At 55.4% G+C, this 18,819-nt stretch carries 15 protein-coding genes; 8 read left to right on the forward strand and 7 right to left on the reverse strand.

Annotated elements, in window-relative coordinates; genetic code table 11:
- Positions 1 to 13: 13 nt before the first annotated feature.
- Positions 14 to 619 (forward strand): LysE family translocator, encoded by a 606-nt coding sequence (locus HF650_RS02455; RefSeq protein WP_187801035.1) that lies wholly within the window; start codon positions 14 to 16, stop codon positions 617 to 619.
- On the opposite strand, the gene HF650_RS02460 is transcribed toward HF650_RS02455, so the two are convergent.
- The 5 genes from HF650_RS02460 to aspA form a co-directional block, all read right to left on the reverse strand.
- Positions 616 to 1,191, reverse strand: coding sequence for a transcriptional regulator (locus tag HF650_RS02460; RefSeq protein WP_187801036.1), 576 nt, complete (start codon positions 1,189 to 1,191; stop codon positions 616 to 618). The genes HF650_RS02455 and HF650_RS02460 overlap by 4 nt on opposite strands.
- 46 nt (positions 1,192 to 1,237) lie before the next feature.
- Positions 1,238 to 2,929, reverse strand: a complete 1,692-nt coding sequence (locus HF650_RS02465) for a protein-disulfide reductase DsbD (protein ID WP_187801037.1) — start codon at positions 2,927 to 2,929, stop codon at positions 1,238 to 1,240.
- Positions 2,905 to 3,228 carry a divalent cation tolerance protein CutA gene (gene cutA / locus HF650_RS02470; protein WP_187801038.1) on the reverse strand — a complete coding sequence of 108 codons (324 nt, stop codon included), beginning with the start codon at positions 3,226 to 3,228 and terminating at the stop codon, positions 2,905 to 2,907. The genes HF650_RS02465 and cutA overlap by 25 nt, the downstream gene beginning before the upstream one ends.
- An 84-nt stretch (positions 3,229 to 3,312) precedes the next feature.
- Positions 3,313 to 4,614, reverse strand: coding sequence for an anaerobic C4-dicarboxylate transporter (locus tag HF650_RS02475; protein ID WP_187801039.1), 1,302 nt, complete (start codon positions 4,612 to 4,614; stop codon positions 3,313 to 3,315).
- Between the two features lie 115 nt (positions 4,615 to 4,729).
- Entirely contained in the window at positions 4,730 to 6,166 is a 1,437-nt protein-coding gene (gene aspA / locus HF650_RS02480) for an aspartate ammonia-lyase (RefSeq protein WP_187801040.1), read from the reverse strand.
- A 338-nt stretch (positions 6,167 to 6,504) separates the two neighbouring features.
- Here aspA and HF650_RS02485 point away from each other — a divergent pair, with 338 nt between their 5' ends.
- A complete protein-coding gene (locus tag HF650_RS02485) occupies positions 6,505 to 6,969 on the forward strand; it encodes an FxsA family protein (protein ID WP_187801041.1) in 465 nt (154 codons plus the stop codon).
- A 48-nt stretch (positions 6,970 to 7,017) separates the two neighbouring features.
- Here HF650_RS02485 and yjeH read toward each other — a convergent pair whose 3' ends face one another.
- Positions 7,018 to 8,274 (reverse strand): L-methionine/branched-chain amino acid transporter, encoded by a 1,257-nt coding sequence (gene yjeH, locus HF650_RS02490; protein WP_187801042.1) that lies wholly within the window; start codon positions 8,272 to 8,274, stop codon positions 7,018 to 7,020.
- 237 nt (positions 8,275 to 8,511) lie between these two features.
- On the opposite strand from yjeH, the gene HF650_RS02495 reads away from it, so the two are divergent.
- Together HF650_RS02495 and groL are read left to right on the forward strand one after the other, a co-directional pair.
- A complete protein-coding gene (locus HF650_RS02495; protein ID WP_007372708.1) occupies positions 8,512 to 8,805 on the forward strand; it encodes a co-chaperone GroES in 294 nt (97 codons plus the stop codon).
- A gap of 44 nt (positions 8,806 to 8,849) precedes the next feature.
- The gene (gene groL, locus HF650_RS02500) at positions 8,850 to 10,496 is read left to right on the forward strand and encodes a chaperonin GroEL (RefSeq protein WP_023478547.1); all 1,647 of its coding nucleotides are present in this window, start codon (positions 8,850 to 8,852) and stop codon (positions 10,494 to 10,496) included.
- 87 nt (positions 10,497 to 10,583) lie between these two features.
- Here groL and HF650_RS02505 read toward each other — a convergent pair whose 3' ends face one another.
- Positions 10,584 to 11,261, reverse strand: a complete 678-nt coding sequence (locus HF650_RS02505; RefSeq protein ID WP_187801043.1) for a winged helix-turn-helix domain-containing protein — start codon at positions 11,259 to 11,261, stop codon at positions 10,584 to 10,586.
- 491 nt (positions 11,262 to 11,752) lie between these two features.
- Between HF650_RS02505 and HF650_RS02510 the strand changes: the two genes are divergently transcribed.
- The 4 genes from HF650_RS02510 (at position 11,753) to HF650_RS02525 (ending at position 18,793) form a co-directional block, all read left to right on the forward strand.
- Positions 11,753 to 12,193 (forward strand): hypothetical protein, encoded by a 441-nt coding sequence (locus HF650_RS02510; RefSeq protein WP_187801044.1) that lies wholly within the window; start codon positions 11,753 to 11,755, stop codon positions 12,191 to 12,193.
- A 77-nt stretch (positions 12,194 to 12,270) separates the two neighbouring features.
- Positions 12,271 to 16,323 (forward strand): Ig-like domain-containing protein, encoded by a 4,053-nt coding sequence (locus tag HF650_RS02515; protein WP_187801045.1) that lies wholly within the window; start codon positions 12,271 to 12,273, stop codon positions 16,321 to 16,323.
- Positions 16,324 to 16,477: 154 nt separating this feature from the next.
- Entirely contained in the window at positions 16,478 to 16,831 is a 354-nt protein-coding gene (locus HF650_RS02520) for a DUF4156 domain-containing protein (protein WP_187801046.1), read from the forward strand.
- 318 nt (positions 16,832 to 17,149) lie between these two features.
- Entirely contained in the window at positions 17,150 to 18,793 is a 1,644-nt protein-coding gene (locus tag HF650_RS02525) for a methyl-accepting chemotaxis protein (RefSeq protein ID WP_187801047.1), read from the forward strand.
- Positions 18,794 to 18,819 lie beyond the last annotated feature (26 nt).

Genomic DNA, 18,819 nt, shown 5'->3' on the forward strand with positions numbered 1-18,819 from the left:
AAGGAGCCTGACAATGTCCCTGCTGTATACCTTCTTGCCGTACTTACTTTTTGCCTTTGTCGCGTCGATCACTCCCGGCCCGACCAATATCCTGATCCTCACCAGCAGCCAGCGCTTCGGCGTCAAAGCCACGCTGCCCGCGGTGATAAGCGGCTGTGCCGCCGCCAGTGCGATTGTCTTTTTCTCTGGCGCAGGTGCAGGGGAGGTATTGCAGGATCACGTAATGGTGAGAAGGGTGATGAGCTGGGCGGGCGTGGTGTGGTTGAGCTGGATGAGCTGGCAGCTGTTCCGGGCACCAGCCACCGATCTGCACGGCGAGGCGCAGCAGCCGTTCACTGCGCGCGCGGCGGCGATACTGCAACTTATTAACCCGAAAACCTGGATGATGGCGTTAGCGGTGGTGAGCCTGTTTGCCCCACACAGCGGTCATCCTCTGCGTGAGGTCTCGGTGATGGCGCTGCTCTTTTTCATCATCTCGGTGATGAGCCTGTTTGGCTGGGCGCTGCTGGGCAAAGCCGTTAACCGGCTCTTTCGCACCCCGGCCTCGCTCGTTGCTTTCCAGCGCGTGATGGCGCTGGGGCTGTTTATCTCGGCGTGGGCGGGGCTACTGAGCGCTTAGGTCAGCGCGCCACCCTTGCGGCAGCGGGCAAAGCGCAGAATATCTTCCGCCAGCCGCTGGGCAGTGTCGACATCCGCCTGGCTGCGGTTGACCAGCATACGGCTGAGACACCCTTCCAGGATCAGCTCCATCTGCTTCGCCACCATTGCCGGGTCGTCCACCTCCAGCTCGCTCAGCAGCTTATGGGAGAAGTTGTACGCCTCCAGCTTCTGCTGATCCGCCAACTGGTGAATCGGGTGATCCGGCGCGGGGAAGAAGGTGCAGGCGGCGATAAACAGGCAGCCCGGATAGCGGTTGTTGCTCACGCATTCGGTCAGCGCGGCGTAACGCGCCAGCAGTTTTTGTTCATGGTTGAGGCTCTCATCCAGCAGCAGCTGGCGGCGCCAGATATCGATCTGCTGGCTTAAATAGCGCAGCGCATCATAGAGCAGCGCCTCTTTATCGGGCCAGAAACGGCGGAACTCCTCCAGCGGATAGTCGACGCGCTCGGCAACCATTTCAAGAGTGGTGTCCGCAATGCCTCGTAATTCAAGCAGTTGCAATGTCTGGCTTAAAACGTCTTCGCGTTGCACAGTGGTCTCCTCCGTTACTGCGTCAAACTACCCCACCAAGTGTTGTTTACGGGGCGCGTTTGCGCAAATGGTCGGCAAAGGCTTCGGCAGGCATAAACCCGGTTATCCGGGAAGCTGGCTGCTCTCGCCCTTGCGCGTCAAAAAAGAGCAGGGTCGGCAACCCCAGCACATTCAGATGGCGCAGCAGCGCGGCATCCTGTGCGTCATTGGCCGTCACGTTGGCCTGTAATAACAGCGTGTTTTTCAGCGCCGCCTGCACGTCTGGGTCGCTGAAGGTGTACTTCTCAAACTCTTTACAGGCCACGCACCAGTCAGCATAGAGATCTAACATGACAGGCCGACCGTTGGCCTGCGCCAGCGCCTGATTCAGATCGTCGACAGTTTTCACTGACGTAAAGGCCAAAGGCGCATGCGCCTGTGCCGTGGGCGCGCCGAAGGCCCAGTTCTGCAACGGACGGGCGCAAACCAGCGCTGCGCCGAGCAGGGCGATTTGCAGCACCCGCATAATGGGGCGCGTGGCGTTGAGGCTGGTGATAAAGGCCCAGCCGAAGAAGGCGACGCCGAGCAATGACCAGAGCCGCAGCCCCCAGGCTTCGCCCAGCACGCGCTCCAGTAAAAAGACCGGCAGGGCGAGGATCACAAAGCCAAAGGCGGTTTTGACCTGCTCCATCCACGGCCCGCTTTTCGGCAGCAGGCGGTTGCCGAACACCGTAACCAGAATCAGCGGCAGGCCCATGCCGAGGGCGTAAAGATAGAGCGTGCCGCCGCCGAGCCACAGGTTCCCGCTCTGGGCAATATAGAGCAGGATGGCGCTGAGCGGCGCGGTGGTGCAGGGCGAGCAGATAAGCCCGGCGATTGCCCCCATCGCGAACACGCCGCCGACGGAGCCGCCCTGCTGGCGATTGCTCCACAGCGTTAAGCGGGTTTGCAGCGCGGAGGGGAGTTGCAGGTTAAAGAGGCCGAACATCGACAGCGCCAGCAGGCTAAAGAGCAGCGACAAGCCGATAAGCACGTAAGGGTGTTGCAGCGCGGCCTGGAACGACAGCCCGGCGGCGGCAACCACCAGCCCCAGCGCGGTATAGGTCAGCGCCATCCCCTGCACGTAGATAAAGGCCAGCAGCAGCGCGCGCGGCGTGGCAAGGCGCTGTTTGCCGCCGAGCACAATGCCGGAGATCAGCGGGTACATCGGCAATACGCAGGGGGTGAAAGCGATGCCGATGCCAATCAGCAGCGCCCAGAGGGCGGAGAAGGGCAGCGGGCGGTCGGGCGCGGTCTCCGTTGGTGCGGCTTTCGTTTCAACCACCGGCGCGGCGGCGACCTCCATCAGCGGCACCACTTTGGTCTCCGGCGGGTAGCAGAAACCGGCATCGGCACACCCCTGATAAGTGACGGTAAGCGTCGCGCCTTTTCCGGCCTGCGCGATGCTTAGCGGCAGGTTCAGCTTCTGGCGGTAGATCTCAGTTTTGCCGTAGAACTCATCTTCATGCAACTCGCCCTTGGGCAGTTCGAGCGCGCCGATCTGCGCCTGCGCAGGCGTGACGCGGATCTGCTGGCGGTAGAGGTAGTAACCCTCTTTCACCTGCCAGTTGAGCGTCAGATCATGTTGATGCTGTTGAAAATCAAAGGTGAACGCCTGGTCGGCAGGCACAAAGTCAGAGCGGCCGGGCGCGTCGAACAGCCCGGCGAAAGCGGATGTGCTGCATAACAGCAGGATCAGCGTAAGGATGCGTTGAGCCATGTGAGGTAGTCGTGCTCTCCGTGAGAAACCGGCAGCGCCAGCAGTTCAGGGGTTTGATAAGGGTGATGCGATTTCAGGCAGGCGAAGAGGTCGTCCAGGTGCGCGACGTCGGTTTTCAGCAGCAACTGCACTTCATACTCCTGCTCCAGCTTCCCTTCCCAGTAGTAGAGCGAGGTCGCTCCGGGGAGGATCGTCACGCAGGCGGCGAGTTTTTCCGCCAGCGCTTTGGCCGCCAGATCCTGGGCGGTGGCTTCATCCGGGGTGGTGCAGAGTACAACAACGGCGTCGGGCGTGTTCATTCTCAACCTCCTGAAAGCGAAAGCAGGGACTATAGCATGCGACGCGGGAAGATCGGGCCGCCAGGCAGCCCGATTTATAGACTTTTACAACAAGATACCGCCGAAGATAAAGCCGAGCACCACGCAGAGCGCGATGGCGATGACGCCGGGGATCAGGAAGGGGTGGTTAAAGACAAATTTGCCGATACGCGTCGAACCGGTGTCATCCATCTCGACCGCTGCCAGCAGCGTCGGGTAGGTTGGCAGCACAAACAGCGCCGACACGGCGGCAAAGGAGGCCACGGCCGTCAGCGGTGAGACGCCAAGCAGCAGTGCGGCAGGCATCAGCGCTTTGGTGGTCGCCGCCTGTGAGTAGAGCAGGGTGGCAGCGAAGAAGAGCACCACCGCCAGCAGCCATGGGTAGCTGTGCAGCAGATCGCCCGCCACCATCTGGATATCTTCAATATGATGTTTGACGAAGGTATCGCCAAGCCACGCCACGCCGAGCACGCAGATACAGGCGCTCATGCCGGATTTAAAGGTGCCGGCGTTGAGGATCTCGCCGGTATCGACTTTGCAGCTCAGGCAGATAAGCGTCGCGATGGTGAGCATAAACACCACAATCGCTTCGTTACGCGGCAGTACCGGGTTATTGATCAGACCCACAGTCGGGCTGATGGCGGTGGCGTAGAGCATGACGGCGATAATACCGACCAGAAAGAGCATCACCGAGCGTTTAGCGTGGGGCTTCAGGGCGAACACCTGCTCGCCGCGCAGCTTCACTTCCCCTTTCGCCAGCCGCTCCTGGTAAACCGGGTCGTCCTTCAGCTCGCAGCCAAGGAAGTTACAGACAATGGCGGTCAGCATCACGGCAATCAGCGTGACGGGAATACAGATCGCCAGCAGCGTCAGGTAGCTGACGCCCAGCGGTTCAAGAATACCGGCAAAGAAGACCACTGCCGCAGAGATGGGCGAGGCGGTAATAGCGATTTGTGACGCTACCACGGCGATAGAGAGCGGGCGCGACGGGCGGATACCCTGCTCTTTTGCCACTTCGGTGATCACCGGCAGCGTGGAAAAGGCCGTGTGGCCAGTGCCCGCCAGAATGGTCATAAACCAGGTGACCAGCGGGGCGAGAAAGGTGATGTACTTCGGATGGCGGCGCAGCATGCGCTCGGCGAGGCTGACCAGGTAATCCATGCCGCCCGCTACCTGCATGGCGGCAATCGCAGCGATCACCGCCATGATGATCTCAATGACGTCAAACGGGATGGCGCCGGGTTTAATTTGAAAGAAGAGCGTCAGCACCAGCACCCCGAGGCCACCGGCAAAGCCAATGCCGATCCCCCCGAGCCTGGCGCCAAGGTAGATGGCAAGTAAGACGAGGACAAGCTCTGCAGCAAACATAGTGGGCTTCCTTGTTTTCCAAGTGATATGAAATTGTTATTGGTAAGTAACCACCCAAAAGAAAAAGGCACGTCGCGGAGGACGTGCCTTTCATATTTTTTAACCTGGGGGAAGGTTACTGTTCGCTTTCATCGGTATAGCGTTTCGCTTTATAGGCCGGATGCATCAGGTTCTGGGCAGAGAAGATATCATCCAGCTCCGTTTCCGTCAGCAATCCGCGCTCAAGTACCACTTCACGCACGCTCTTCCCGGTTTCGGCGCAGATCTTGCCGACGATATCGCCATTGTGGTGGCCGATAAATGGGTTGAGGTAGGTGACGATACCGATGGAGTTATAGACGTAGCCTTCACACACCTCTTTGTTGGCGGTGATGCCGTTAATGCATTTTTCCAGCAGGTTGTAGCAGGCGTTGGTCAGGATGTGGATCGACTCAAACATCGCCTGGCCAATCACTGGCTCCATCACGTTCAGCTGCAGCTGACCCGCTTCGGAAGCCATGGTGACGGTAGTGTCGTTACCGATCACTTTAAAGCAGACCTGGTTTACCACTTCCGGCACAACCGGGTTCACTTTGGCCGGCATGATGGAGGAGCCTGCCTGCAGTTCCGGCAGGTTAATCTCATTCAGTCCGGCGCGCGGCCCGGAGGAGAGCAGGCGCAGGTCATTACAGATTTTCGACAGTTTTACCGCCAGGCGTTTCAGCGAGCTGTGCACCATTACATAGGCGCCACAGTCGGAGGTCGCTTCGATCAGATCTTCTGCGGCAACTACCGGCAGGTTGCTCACTTCTGCCAGCTTCTGCACGGCGAGTTGCTGGTAGCCATCCGGCGTGTTGAGGCGGGTACCGATAGCCGTTGCGCCGAGGTTCACTTCGAGCAGCAGTTCCGCGGTACGCAGCAGGTTTTTGGTCTCTTCATTCAGCAGCACGTTAAAGGCATGGAACTCCTGGCCGAGGGTCATCGGCACTGCATCCTGCAGCTGGGTACGGCCCATTTTCAGGATATCTTTGAACTCCACCGCTTTGTTTTCAAAGCCTTCGCCAAGCTGTTTGATGGCGTCGATCAGTTTCACCACCGAGGTGTAGACCGCGATGCGGAACCCGGTCGGGTAGGCATCGTTAGTGGACTGGCATTTGTTGACATGATCGTTCGGGTTGAGGAACTGATACTCCCCTTTCTGGTGGCCCATCAGCTCAAGGCCGATGTTTGCCAGCACCTCGTTGGTGTTCATGTTCACAGAAGTGCCCGCGCCGCCCTGATAGACGTCAACCGGGAACTGATCCATGCATTTGCCGTTGTTCAGCACCTCATCACATGCGGCAACAATAGCGTTAGCAATACTTTTAGGAATGGTTTGCAGCTCTTTGTTCGCCAGCGCTGCGGCTTTCTTCACCATCACCATGCCACGAACAAATTCAGGGATGTCGCTGATCTTGTTGTTGCTGATATAAAAGTTTTCAATCGCTCTCAGAGTATGCACGCCGTAGTAGGCATCCGCTGGCACTTCCCTGGTACCTAACAAGTCTTCTTCGATACGAATGTTGTTTAACATGTGAACCTTCTTTTGCAAGCTACGAATGAATACACCAATCACACAATATTTATGTGGTTATGTGTCTTTTTCGACCGACGATTATTCCCTCAATCGGCCAGAAGAGTGAAATTATATGCTGGCGCGGGCGAATTGCCGTAATCGGGATCACTTATTATCTTACTGGACCCATCATAATTACCAATATGTGAAATAAGTCACCGCTGCGTAACAAACAAAACTTTACACCGCCGGGGAAATTGAATTTTTCAACTTCGCCACCATCTCATCCCTATGCGAATTCGCAGACTCATTTTAGCAACGGTGAGATGACCGTTGCTCGTTCACAGGAGAAGCCAGTGCGCTGGATACCGTTTATTGCTTTTTTCTTATACGTTTACATCGAAATTTCGATCTTCATCCAGGTGGCTCACGTCTTTGGCGTGCTGATGACCCTTATCCTGGTGCTCTTCACCTCGGTTATCGGCATGTCGCTGGTGCGTAACCAGGGATTTAAAAACCTGATGGCGATGCAGGAGAAGATGGCAGCGGGTGAAAGCCCGGCGGCCGAGATGATTAAGAGCGTGTCGCTGGTAATCGCTGGCCTGTTGTTGCTGCTGCCTGGTTTCTTTACCGACTTCCTCGGCCTGCTGCTGCTGGTGCCGCCGGTGCAGAAACTGATCACCCTCAAGTTGATGCCGCATCTGCGCTTTTCGCGCGGGCCTGGCGCAGGCGCCGGGTTTGGCGGCGGCGACACCTTTGAAGGCGAATATCAGCGTAAAGATGACCCCAACAATCGCCTGGATCATAAAGACGATCGTTAAGCTCCGCTGCCCGGCCCCGCCGGGCATTTTTTTATTCCGACACAGTTTTTATTCCGACACAGAACGAACGGTTGTCGTGCGCCGCTTCGGTAAAAAGAGCCACAGCGCCGCCAGCATCACCACCGCATATAAACTCTTCCAGCCAGGAATCACCAGCAACAGCAGGCAGAGCACGCTGCCGAGCAGCGCCAGCGCCTTATAACGCCCTTTCAGCAACCGACACCCCGCCAGCATGCAGAGCAGGTAGATCATGATAAAGATGCCGTTGGCATAGATGATCAGCGTGTCGAGATTGATGTTGAAAGCGTAAATGACCAGCGTACAGGCCACGCAGCAGAGGATCACCGCGTTAAGGGCGTTAAGCGGCAGCTGGCGCGCTGAGAGTTTTGCCAACGCGCTGTCGGGTTTATACGCTGCCTGCGACCACACCAGCCGGGCGAAGCTCTGAATATAGATATTGAGGCTGGCGAAACAGGCGAGATAGCCAATAATGCAGGCCACCCACAGCGCCTGCTTGCCAAAGAGATCGACGACAATCACCGGCAGCGAAGCCGCTGCGCCCAGATGGTGCCAGAGATCGAACTTCAGCACCGCGACGGTACAGGCCCAGTAGACGGTGCCCGCCAGCAGCAGACCAATCATCAGCGCACGGGGGAAATCGCGCTCAGGGTTTTTAAACTCCGAGGCGAGATGGGCGAAGGCCTCCAGCCCGACAAAGCACCAGAACATCACTGCTAATGACGCGGACATCTCAGAGAGAGTTACCTCGCCGAGAGGCGGAAAGGGGATGTCGCGCAGCGTAATGCCGCCGCGCCACCAGATGGCGACAAGCAGAGCAACGATCAGGGCGGCGATAATCGATTGCAGGTTGGCGCTGGAGCCCGCTCCGCGCGTACCAATAAGCCAAATCAGCGCCAGCGTCATCAACTCCGCCATCAGCAGCATCGGCCCCTGCCAGCCGAAAAGCCCCTGCCAGAAACCGGCGGCGATATGCAGCGCCGCAGGCAGCCCAACCGGGATCACCGAGAGAAACAGCCAGCCGGTTACCCGCTGCAAGCGCGGGCCAAACGCCATGCCGACAAAATGGGCGACGCCGCCCGCGCTGGGGAAGTGACGCCCAAGCACCGCAAAGACAATCGCCACCGGGAAGACCAGCACGATGAGTAACGGCCACGCCCAGAGGCTGCTGTTACCTGCGGCCAGTGCGGCCAGCGCCGGAACGGCGAAGACTCCTGTGCCGAGTAAAGAGGTCGAAAGTAATCCAACACCCTGGGCCAGCCCTAGCTCTTGTTTTAATCCGCTCATTTTTTCTGTTTGTCTCTTATCGGGAGCCTCGATGGTAGCACAAGCCGTTTTACTTAGGGCTCGCCATTCCCCGCCAGTAAAGGGAGGGTACAGCCGATTGCATTTTCGAAAATTTTTTTTGTTTTGCCCCTTGAAGGGGGGAAAGCCTAACCCCATCTCTCAGGTCACCAGCCGGATAACCCCATGGACCCGGCCTCACCATAACTGATAAAGACTTTCTCAAAGGAGAGCTATCAAATGAGTATTCGTCCGTTACATGATCGTGTGATCGTCAAACGTAAGGAAGTTGAGTCTAAATCTGCTGGCGGTATCGTTCTGACCGGTTCTGCGGCAGGCAAATCAACTCGTGGCGAAATCATCGCTGTCGGTAAGGGCCGCATCCTGGAAAACGGTACTGTTCAACCGCTGGACGTGAAAGTGGGCGATATCGTGATTTTCAACGATGGTTACGGTGTGAAGGCTGAGAAGATCGACAACGAAGAAGTGCTGATTATGTCCGAAAGCGACATTCTGGCAATTGTTGAAGCGTAACAACGCGCGCGAACGAACCTGAACGAATTTAAGGAATACAGAAAATGGCAGCTAAAGACGTAAAATTCGGTAACGACGCTCGTGTAAAAATGCTGCGCGGCGTAAATGTTCTGGCAGATGCAGTGAAAGTTACCCTCGGTCCGAAAGGCCGTAATGTGGTTCTGGATAAATCTTTCGGTGCACCGACCATCACCAAAGATGGTGTTTCCGTAGCACGTGAAATCGAGCTGGAAGACAAGTTCGAAAACATGGGCGCGCAGATGGTGAAAGAAGTGGCCTCCAAAGCGAATGACGCTGCGGGCGACGGCACCACCACCGCGACCGTTCTGGCACAGTCCATCATCACTGAAGGTCTGAAAGCCGTTGCTGCGGGCATGAACCCGATGGATCTGAAACGCGGTATCGACAAAGCTGTCGCCTCTGCCGTTGAAGAGCTGAAAGCGCTCTCCGTACCGTGCTCTGACTCTAAAGCTATCGCTCAGGTGGGTACCATCTCCGCTAACTCCGACGAAACCGTAGGTAAACTGATCGCTGAAGCGATGGATAAAGTCGGTAAAGAAGGCGTGATCACCGTTGAAGACGGTACCGGTCTGCAGGACGAGCTGGACGTGGTTGAAGGTATGCAGTTCGACCGTGGCTACCTCTCCCCTTACTTCATCAACAAGCCGGAAACTGGCGCAGTAGAACTGGAAAGCCCGTTCATCCTGCTGGCTGATAAAAAAATCTCCAACATCCGCGAAATGCTGCCGGTTCTCGAAGCCGTTGCTAAAGCAGGCAAACCGCTGCTGATCATCGCTGAAGATGTGGAAGGCGAAGCGCTGGCGACCCTGGTAGTTAACACCATGCGCGGCATCGTGAAAGTCGCTGCGGTGAAAGCACCGGGCTTTGGCGACCGTCGTAAAGCGATGCTGCAGGATATCGCCACCCTGACTGCCGGTACCGTTATCTCTGAAGAGATCGGTATGGAGCTGGAAAAAGCGACCCTGGAAGATCTGGGTCAGGCGAAACGCGTTGTTATCAACAAAGACACCACCACCATCATCGATGGCGTGGGTGAAGAGACCGCTATTCAGGGTCGCGTAACGCAGATTCGTCAGCAGATCGAAGAAGCTACTTCCGATTACGACCGTGAAAAACTGCAGGAGCGCGTAGCGAAACTGGCAGGCGGCGTTGCGGTAATCAAAGTTGGCGCTGCGACCGAAGTTGAGATGAAAGAGAAGAAAGCCCGCGTTGAAGATGCGCTGCACGCAACCCGTGCTGCCGTTGAAGAGGGCGTGGTTGCCGGTGGTGGCGTGGCGCTGATTCGCGTAGCCAGCAAACTGGCTGAGCTGAAAGGCCAGAACGAAGACCAGAACGTGGGTATCAAAGTTGCGCTGCGCGCAATGGAAGCTCCGCTGCGTCAGATCGTGCTGAACTGCGGCGAAGAGCCGTCTGTTGTTGCGAACATGGTTAAAGCGGGCGACGGTAACTACGGTTACAACGCTGCGACCGAAGAGTACGGCAACATGATCGACATGGGTATCCTGGACCCGACTAAAGTGACCCGTTCTGCACTGCAGTACGCGGCTTCCGTAGCCGGTCTGATGATCACTACCGAGTGCATGGTGACCGATCTGCCGAAAAGCGACGCGCCTGATTTAGGTGCTGCCGGTGGTATGGGTGGCATGGGCGGTATGGGCGGCATGATGTAATTGCTGCCGGAAACGTGCCCGGGAAACCAGGCGCGCGTTTGACGAAGAGGAGCGGGCTTTCGGCCCGCTCTTTTTTTTGCCTGCGTTTTAGCCCGCAGGTGGGTTGACCGGACAGACCAGCGGCGTTTTCTCGCCGCTTTGCTCCTGCTCAACGGCCAGGTCGTCCACCAGTGTCATAAATTTGAGTTTGTCACTCGACGCCAGCAAACGTGATTCTTCTTCACTCTCCGTCGGGAAAAAATCGCACTGGGTGAACGTCACGACACTTTTGCCAAATTCAGGAAGCGGCGCGCTAAGGGTACGGCTCTGCCACAGGCCAAAGAGCATAAATGCGCACAGCATAAACAGGACCAGCAGCGCCAGCGCGCCATACTGTCTGCGTGTTGTCAGAGACTCATGGGCGGGTGGCACTGGCGCATCACACTTGTCCGTGACGGCGATAACGGAAAAATCGCGGCTGAATACAAAGCCGGTTTTGGGGATGGTTTTAATCACGTATGAGCCTAAGCCAAAGTCTGTCATCGTTCTACGCAACAGCGAGATGTACTGATTGAGGGTGTTGTTGGTGGAGTGCAGGCCATACCGTTCCCAGACGGCCTGAAAAATTGCATCGCGGGTAACGATTTCGCCGCGATGCTCAATAAAAAAGACGAGTAAACGACTGCTGGCGAGCGTTAAATACCGTTTTTCATTTTCAGCACCCGCGCTCCATATTGCACCATCGGCGGGTCTGAAATAGATTTCCTTATCTATAATAAAGAGCATGTTTATACCTTTCATGATGCCTTTCATCATGGAATAAATTAAAAAGAAGACGTTAGATACTTCTGTAATAATGAAATTAATTAACTCTTTTTATATCCTGTTAATTGAACACCTACAGTCAGAATTGTGAGGCTGTCTGGAAAATGTAACCATATTGTCGATGCTACCTATTTTGTCAATAAATAAAGCCGATTTTTTTCAGATTTAAGAGACGCATCCCGACAATTTACCAGATAATTTTCCCGAAAAGACCGGGATTTTGTTATTATTTTTTTTATATTAATTGTGCGTTGCGCTGAAAGTGACTTATATAGCGATAATTTATGTTGTTTGTGTTTAATGTTCCGATATAAATAGCTAAAAACACGCGCGCAATTTTATCATTTAACCCTATAAGGCGCGAGCAGTGTGGATAGGTATATCCTCACGGCATTCGCACGTTTAAAACCTGGCTATTTTAGTAACGGTTTAATTTTAAGGGGAAAAATAAAATGAATAAATTAAATGCCATTATATTAAGCAGCGCGTGCGTATGTCTTCTCTCAGCCTGTGCAGGCAACGCGAGCCAGCAAAGAAAAGGCGATTCGGCAGCCAACGTCAGTAGCGTAAACGCGGTGCAAGGCGTGGCGACCGAACGTAAATCGCCTTTTTTCGATGGAATCGTTATTGCATCAACTAATAATGCGTGTATCGACAAATTTAACTTCATCCGCGGCACGGATACGGCGACCTATAAAAACTACTCCAGTGACTACTCAAAAATAGGCGAAGGCTACAAATTTCTGAACATTAATAAAAACATTATGGGTAAAGAGGCGAAAGAGATCTACACCATGCAGCTCGATCTCAAGCTGGATACCCTGTGTGCGAAAGCGCACTACACGAGTTACCAAATAGTTAAAGAAAAGATGCGAAACCTGGCCAATATCTAACAAATCTATCACCGCTTTCTAATTTGCATGCCGTTTTTAAAAACGGCTTTTTCGTGTTTTTCCTTGATGATCTAATAATGAAAACGAAACAACTTCCTGGCTGGAAGCGTGGAACCGTGTGGGGAATAATCGCGCTCCAGTTATGTAATCCACTCTTTTTTCCCTTTACGTCTGCGGCGCAGGCAACAGAATATGCCGATTATCACAGCATGGATGAAACCATGGCCGGGCTGCAGGCGCTTATCAGTGAACCCAGAATGCTATCTCACGCGGTTTCGCCTAAGCCGCAAAATAATCCGCCCCTGCCGTCACTGAATGTGCAGGTGCAGCAGGAGGCAGAACCGGCTAATGCAGATGCGTGGCTGGCACCAAAAGCGGCGCAGGCCGCGCAGTTGCTGATGTCGGAAGATGTCAGCCGCTCCTCCTTTGCCTTCGCCCGCAGCCTGGGCGAAGGGGTTATCAACCAACAACTTAGCGACTGGCTGGATCAAAAGGGCAGCGTGAGTGCCTCGCTGGACAGCAAAGGGGCGATTAGCGGCGATCTGCTGTTGCCGCTGCTGGAGAGTGAGCGGCAGTTGGTGTTCAGCCAGTGGGGGCTGCGCAAAAGCGATGCGCGCCATATTGGCAATGTTGGGCTGGGCTACCGTCACCAGGTTGCGGGCGGCATGCTGGGCATCAATGCGTTTTATGATTATGACTACAGCGGCAAGAATGCGCGCCTTGGTATCGGTGGCGAGGCCTGGGCCGATTTCCTCAAGCTCTCAGCCAACGCCTATTACGGCCTGACCGGCTGGCACGCCTCGACGCTTAACGGCATGAAAGAGTATGACGAGCGGCCAGCGAATGGGTTTGACCTACGCCTCGACGGCTGGTTACCGACACACCCGCAGTGGGGCGCGAAGCTGAAATATGAGCACTACTTTGGCAAAGGCATCGCCTTAACGCCCGCCAGCGGGCCGGACGATCTGCAACGTAACCCCTATGCGGTCACGCTCGGCCTTAACTACACACCGTTTCCATTACTGACGCTCTCCGGCGAGCGCACCTTTGGCGACAGCCAGGATACACGCCTCGATATGGCGCTTAACTACCGCTTCGGCGTGCCGCTTTGGCGGCAGCTCTCAGGTGACAATGTCGACCTGCACCGCAGTCTGGTTGGCAGCAAATATGCTCTCGTCGATCGCAATTACAACATCGTGATGCAGTACCGCAAGCAACCGCTGGTGGCGCTCTCACTCCCCTCACAGATGACCGCGGAAGCGGGAACGACGCTGACTATACCGGTGACGATTAGCAAAGCGAAGTATGGCCTTGATCGCATTGAGTGGAGTGCCTCGGCGAATTTTACCGCCAACGGCGGCAGCTGGAAGCAGCCAGCGCTGACTGCCCTGCTGGTGCAGGTTCCGGCCTATCGCAACACGCGCAGCCAGCTCGATGCCGCACAGGAGTATGTGTTGACCGCCGTTGGCGTCGATAAAAATGGCAACCGCGCCACGCCAGTGACCACCACCATCCGTGTGCTGCGAGCCAGTGAAACGGTCACGCCAATCGCAATTACACCCGGGATACCCCAACTGGCTGATAACCAGCAGGCTTTTACTCTGACGGCCAGGGTAGTGAAGGAGGGGCAACCGGTCGCCGGGCAGCAGGTAACGTTTCATGTTGCTCAGCTTGCCGACAGTAAAGGTAAAGCGGCGGCAACGCTGTTTAACAACCAAAGCCAGGATGATACGGCGCTCAGCGTAGTGAGCGACAAACAGGGTTTGGCGACGGTGAAGCTGAAGAGCCGCGTTGCGGGTGAAGGCGTGGTTTCCGCCACTTTACGCAACGGGAATGGCAGTAGCGCGCAGGTGAAATTTATTGCCGATACCTCCACCGCTACGCTCTATGCGTTTGACACTATTACCGATAACGCACTGGCAAATGGAAAGCAGACCAATCAAGTACGTGCGACGGTTGCCGATCGCTATGGCAATCCACTTGTAAACTATGCGGTAGGGTTCTCGGTAGATAACGGCGCGACGCTGATTGGCGGCAGCGCGGTAGTAACCGATGCACGTGGTCAGGCCACGTTGTTACTGACCCATACGCGTGCGGTGGCAACGCAGGTTACCGCAACGGTTAATGGTCAGGCGCTGACGCAAACTGTTAATTTCAGCGTCGATCGCCAGACTGCTCGCTTTATCGAGAGCCGCGTGGCGCAAGATGCGCTGGCCAATGGCCAGGCGGGCAGCGTTATGAGAGTCAGGGTAGCCGATGCACTTGGCAACCCGGTCCCGGGCATGGCGATACAGTTCATTCCCGACAGTCCGGTCAGTGTTTTACCCGCGCAGGCACTGACCGATGCACAGGGCGTGGCGGAAACCACCTTAACCAGCCGCCGGGCAGGAACCTTTAACGCCACGGCGAAACTTGTCGGCACGCCACAAGCCGTGCAGGTGAGCACCCGCTTTATTGCTGACAGCACAACCGCACAGCTGCCGAATGAAAATCTGCAAATCTCACCCGATGGCGCTATCGCTAACGGTATCGCGCCGAATGGCGTCACGGCTACCGTTGTCGATGCTAATGACAACCCAATCCCCGGCGTAACAGTCAACTTTAGCGTTTCGCCAGGCGCAACCCTTGCTGCAACGAGCGCCATCACCGGGCCGGATGGGCAGGCGCAAACCACGGTGGTCAGTGACATTGCCGGTCTCTATACGGTGACAGCAACGGTAAATGGCAACACTCTGAGCAAATCCACGCTATTTATCGCCGATGTGGTTACGGCGCAAATCTCTGATGCCAACCTGCTGATTGAGAGCAACGGCGCAGTGGCAAACGGAAAAGCAGTCAATAGCCTCTCGGCAACGGTGACCGATGTGAAGGGGAACCGGCTTAGCGGCATCACGGTTGATTTCACCGTCAGTGCGGGCGCGGTGCTGACTCGCACGCAGGGCGTAAGCAATCTGGATGGTGAGGTGACCACCAGCGTTAATAGCCTGCGCGCCGGACGATTTACCGTGACGGCCCGCGTGGCGGGAACCTCGGCCAGTAAAGCGGTCGACTTTGTCGGCGATATCTCGACCGCTGCGCTGGCGAGCGTCACGCTACAAGGGTCTACAACCGATAAAACCGCCAACGGAACAGACAGCTTTACCTTCAACGCGCTGGTGAAAGATATCAACAACAACCCTGTCAGCGGTGCGACGGTGCAGTGGCTCCAGGACAAAGGTGTTGCTGCCACCATCAACAGCCTGAGCGTGACCAACGATGATGGTATTGCCGCTGCCCTGCTTGAGAGCACTACCACCGATGTGATGAACGTGCAGGTTTCCGCGTCGCTCAATAACGGCGTCAGCATTGATGCGGATAAAACGGTGAGTTTCCATCCGCAGCAGGTCAACCTGCGTGGCGGAGTCTGGGGAGCACAGGCGGTATGGGGCTACAGCAACCCTGCACCGGTTGTCGTACCCGGCGCTGAGATTAACCTTTTTCATAGCAAAGGCGATGCGCAGCCTGCCTATTCTACTCAGGCTAACAGTAACGGCAGTTACAGCATTAATGTATTGTCAGGAAGCTACTATGTTGAGGTTACCGCACCAGGCTACTTCCCGTTGCAGACCACGATGACGGTGGTCAGAGGAACACTCTTTGCCCAGGACTTTACCCTGACGCACCGCCTGAAGGGGGCTGTGGCGAAAATTGTCGTGAGCTGGAACGCCACGCCGGCGAATCTCGACGCGCACCTGATTGTACCGCCAAAAGCGAGCAATCCCGGCGGCGCCAGGCAGCATGTCTACTACATGACGACGCACCCGGTGGGTGCAGAAGCAGGGCTGGAGAATGATGTGCGCAATGGTTATGGTCCGGAAACCGTCTCGATTGGCAACTTCCATCCGGGCTCATACTGTTACTCGGTACATAACAGCCAGCCGGCAACCGGCCCACTGATGACGGGAGCGAAGGTTACGCTCTCCTTGTCAGATGGCCGCAGCTGGAACTGGGCGGTGGAAAACGCCAGCGGATCGCAGCGCAATACGTTGTGGCACGTCTTTAAACTTAACGTTGACCAGCAGGGCAGCGTGAATGTGGAAACCGTCGGAACAACCTCGTCCGGCCCACCGTACAAGTTTGATGGCTGTTAATCTCTGCAAGCCCTGCCGTAACTGGCGGGGCTTTTTTGCAATTTTCGCTGATTTCTGTGACCTGCGATGGCGGCATTTTTCTTTTAGTCATCTTTTTAGTATAAGGTTTAAACACGGACGAACCGCGTCCAGCTCATTGATTACGGGGAATGACATGTCGGTAAAATATTTGGCGGGGATGGTTGGCGCAGCGTTTCTGTTGGCAGGCTGCAGCAGCAGTAATGATCTGACCCCAGGCGGCCAGAACGTGCGCTTTGTGGAAGATAAACCGGCCGCGCAGTGTCACTATCTCGGCACCGCCAGCGGCAAGCAGAGCAACTGGCTCTCTGGCCAGCATGGCGAAGAGGGCGGCTCAATGCGCGGCGCAGCAAACGCCCTGCGTAACCAGGCCGCCGCAATGGGCGGTAACGTCCTTTACAATGTGAGCAGCCCGACGCAGGGCCTGCTGTCGAGCTTTGTCCCGACCGCCAGCGAAATGAATGCGCAGGTTTACAAGTGCCCTAACTGATCCCTTCCCTTGCGCCCGTTAGCAATGGCGGGCGCACTGAAACAGCCGCTATTTTTCGCACTCTGCTATTTATTCGCTGCTTGTAAATAAGACGATAATAATTTTGCTGCTAATTACATTTCTCCTTGCTGAATATTAAGTTTTCTTAAGGATGGTGCTTTTTTTAATTATAATTCTGCGAATTTTATTTTTTCTAAAAAAGAGGATATATCGAGGTAAAGTAATATTTTTCGCTGCCGATACTCACATCAGGACAAAGCGCGAAGGAGTGTGAAAAAAAACAATACTATTAATTGCATGAAGTGTCGGGAGTTACCAATGAATATTACAAAGAGATTGTTACTTGCTTTCTCGTTACTGATTATAAGCCTCATCGGCACAAACCTGATTGCGATATTTTCTTTATCGAAACTGGGTGAGTCGCAAACGAACTTTAAAGAAAATACCTTACCCAGCCTCGACATGATGAACAGAGAGATGCTGAAAGTGCTGACGATCCGCGGCCAGCTCTTCGTTCACGGTCTGACGGAAGAACCCGCCACGATGGCGGAAATCAAACAGAACGCATTAAAATTGTATGACGACGTTTACGCCATGCACCAGGGTTACCTTAAAGATCTGGTTTCTGATCAACACGATCAAGAACTGTCAAATAAAACGCTGGGCGATTTAGAAAAGTTTCGCGCAGTGATGGATCAATTTTTTAAAGTCTCAGAAGGTAATGACCGGGCTGCCATTATTCAGGCTATGCGTAAAGGTGGGCCAGTTGCCGATAGTATTGCCATATTAATTAACGACTTTACCGATCAGGTTGCTTATAACGGCAAGCTGGTAAATGACGCCGTCTCTGCTAACTCCAGCTTAATTAATCGCTCAATAGTGTTATCCATTACCGCCACGCTGGTCACGACCCTGGCTCTCGGTCTGTTTGGTCTTTTTACCGTGCTTAACATCAAGCGTCGTCTTAACGATATGCGCGATGGCATGGAAAATATCAGCGAGAAGCTGGATCTGAGCCAGGCGCTGACAACCGGGCGGATGGATGAGATTGGCCGTGCGGTTGCCGCGTTTAACCTGCTGGTCGAGCGTGTTGCTGAGTCACTGAAGATGGTGCGTGCCGCCTCAAGCTCGGTGAACACGGCAGCGAATGAGATTGCGTTAGGCAATAACGAACTCTCGGCACGTACTGAACAGCAGTCGGCAGCAGTTGTTGAAACGGCTGCCAGCATGGAGGAGCTCAGCTCGACGGTGAAACAGAACGCCGAGAACGCCCATCAGGCGAGCCAACTGGCCATTACCGCGTCGGATACCGCTGCTCAGGGCGGCACCGTAGTCAGCGTGGCGGTAAATCGCATGAAAGATATTATGGAGAGCTCAAAACGCATCTCTGAAATTACCTCGGTGATTAACGGCATCGCCTTCCAGACCAACATCCTCGCGCTGAACGCTGCGGTAGAAGCGGCAAGGGCAGGGGATCAGGGGCGCGGCTTTGCGGTGGTAGCAGGCGAAGTTCGCTCGCTGGCCCAGCGCAGTGCGCAGGCGGCCAAAGAGATTGAAACCTTAATCAGCGAATCGGTGAACTATGTCGAAGAGGGTTCCCGTCAGGTTGACCTGGCTGGCGAAACCATGAGCGGTATCGTCAACTCCGTTATGCAGGTGAAGGATTTGATGCAGGAGATTGCCGCTGCTTCTGATGAGCAGAACCGTGGCATCGGGCAGATTGCGCAGGCGATGTCTGAGATGGACACCACTACCCAGCAGAACGCCTCGCTGGTCCAGGAGTCCTCGGCGGCTGCGGGTAGCCTTGAAGAGCAGGCAACAAAACTGCAGCAGCTGGTGGATGTGTTCCGTTTACCGGGCCAGCAGCCGGCTCGCGCCAGTGCCAGCACAGTGAAAGCACCCGTACAGCGTGTGCGCCTGGCGCCTGCCGGCGGCGCTGATGAGGGCTGGGAGACATTTTAAGTTCCGACACGCGCTTGTTTCCCGTG

This window comes from Kosakonia sp. SMBL-WEM22 (genome assembly GCF_014490785.1).
Classification (GTDB): domain Bacteria; phylum Pseudomonadota; class Gammaproteobacteria; order Enterobacterales; family Enterobacteriaceae; genus Kosakonia.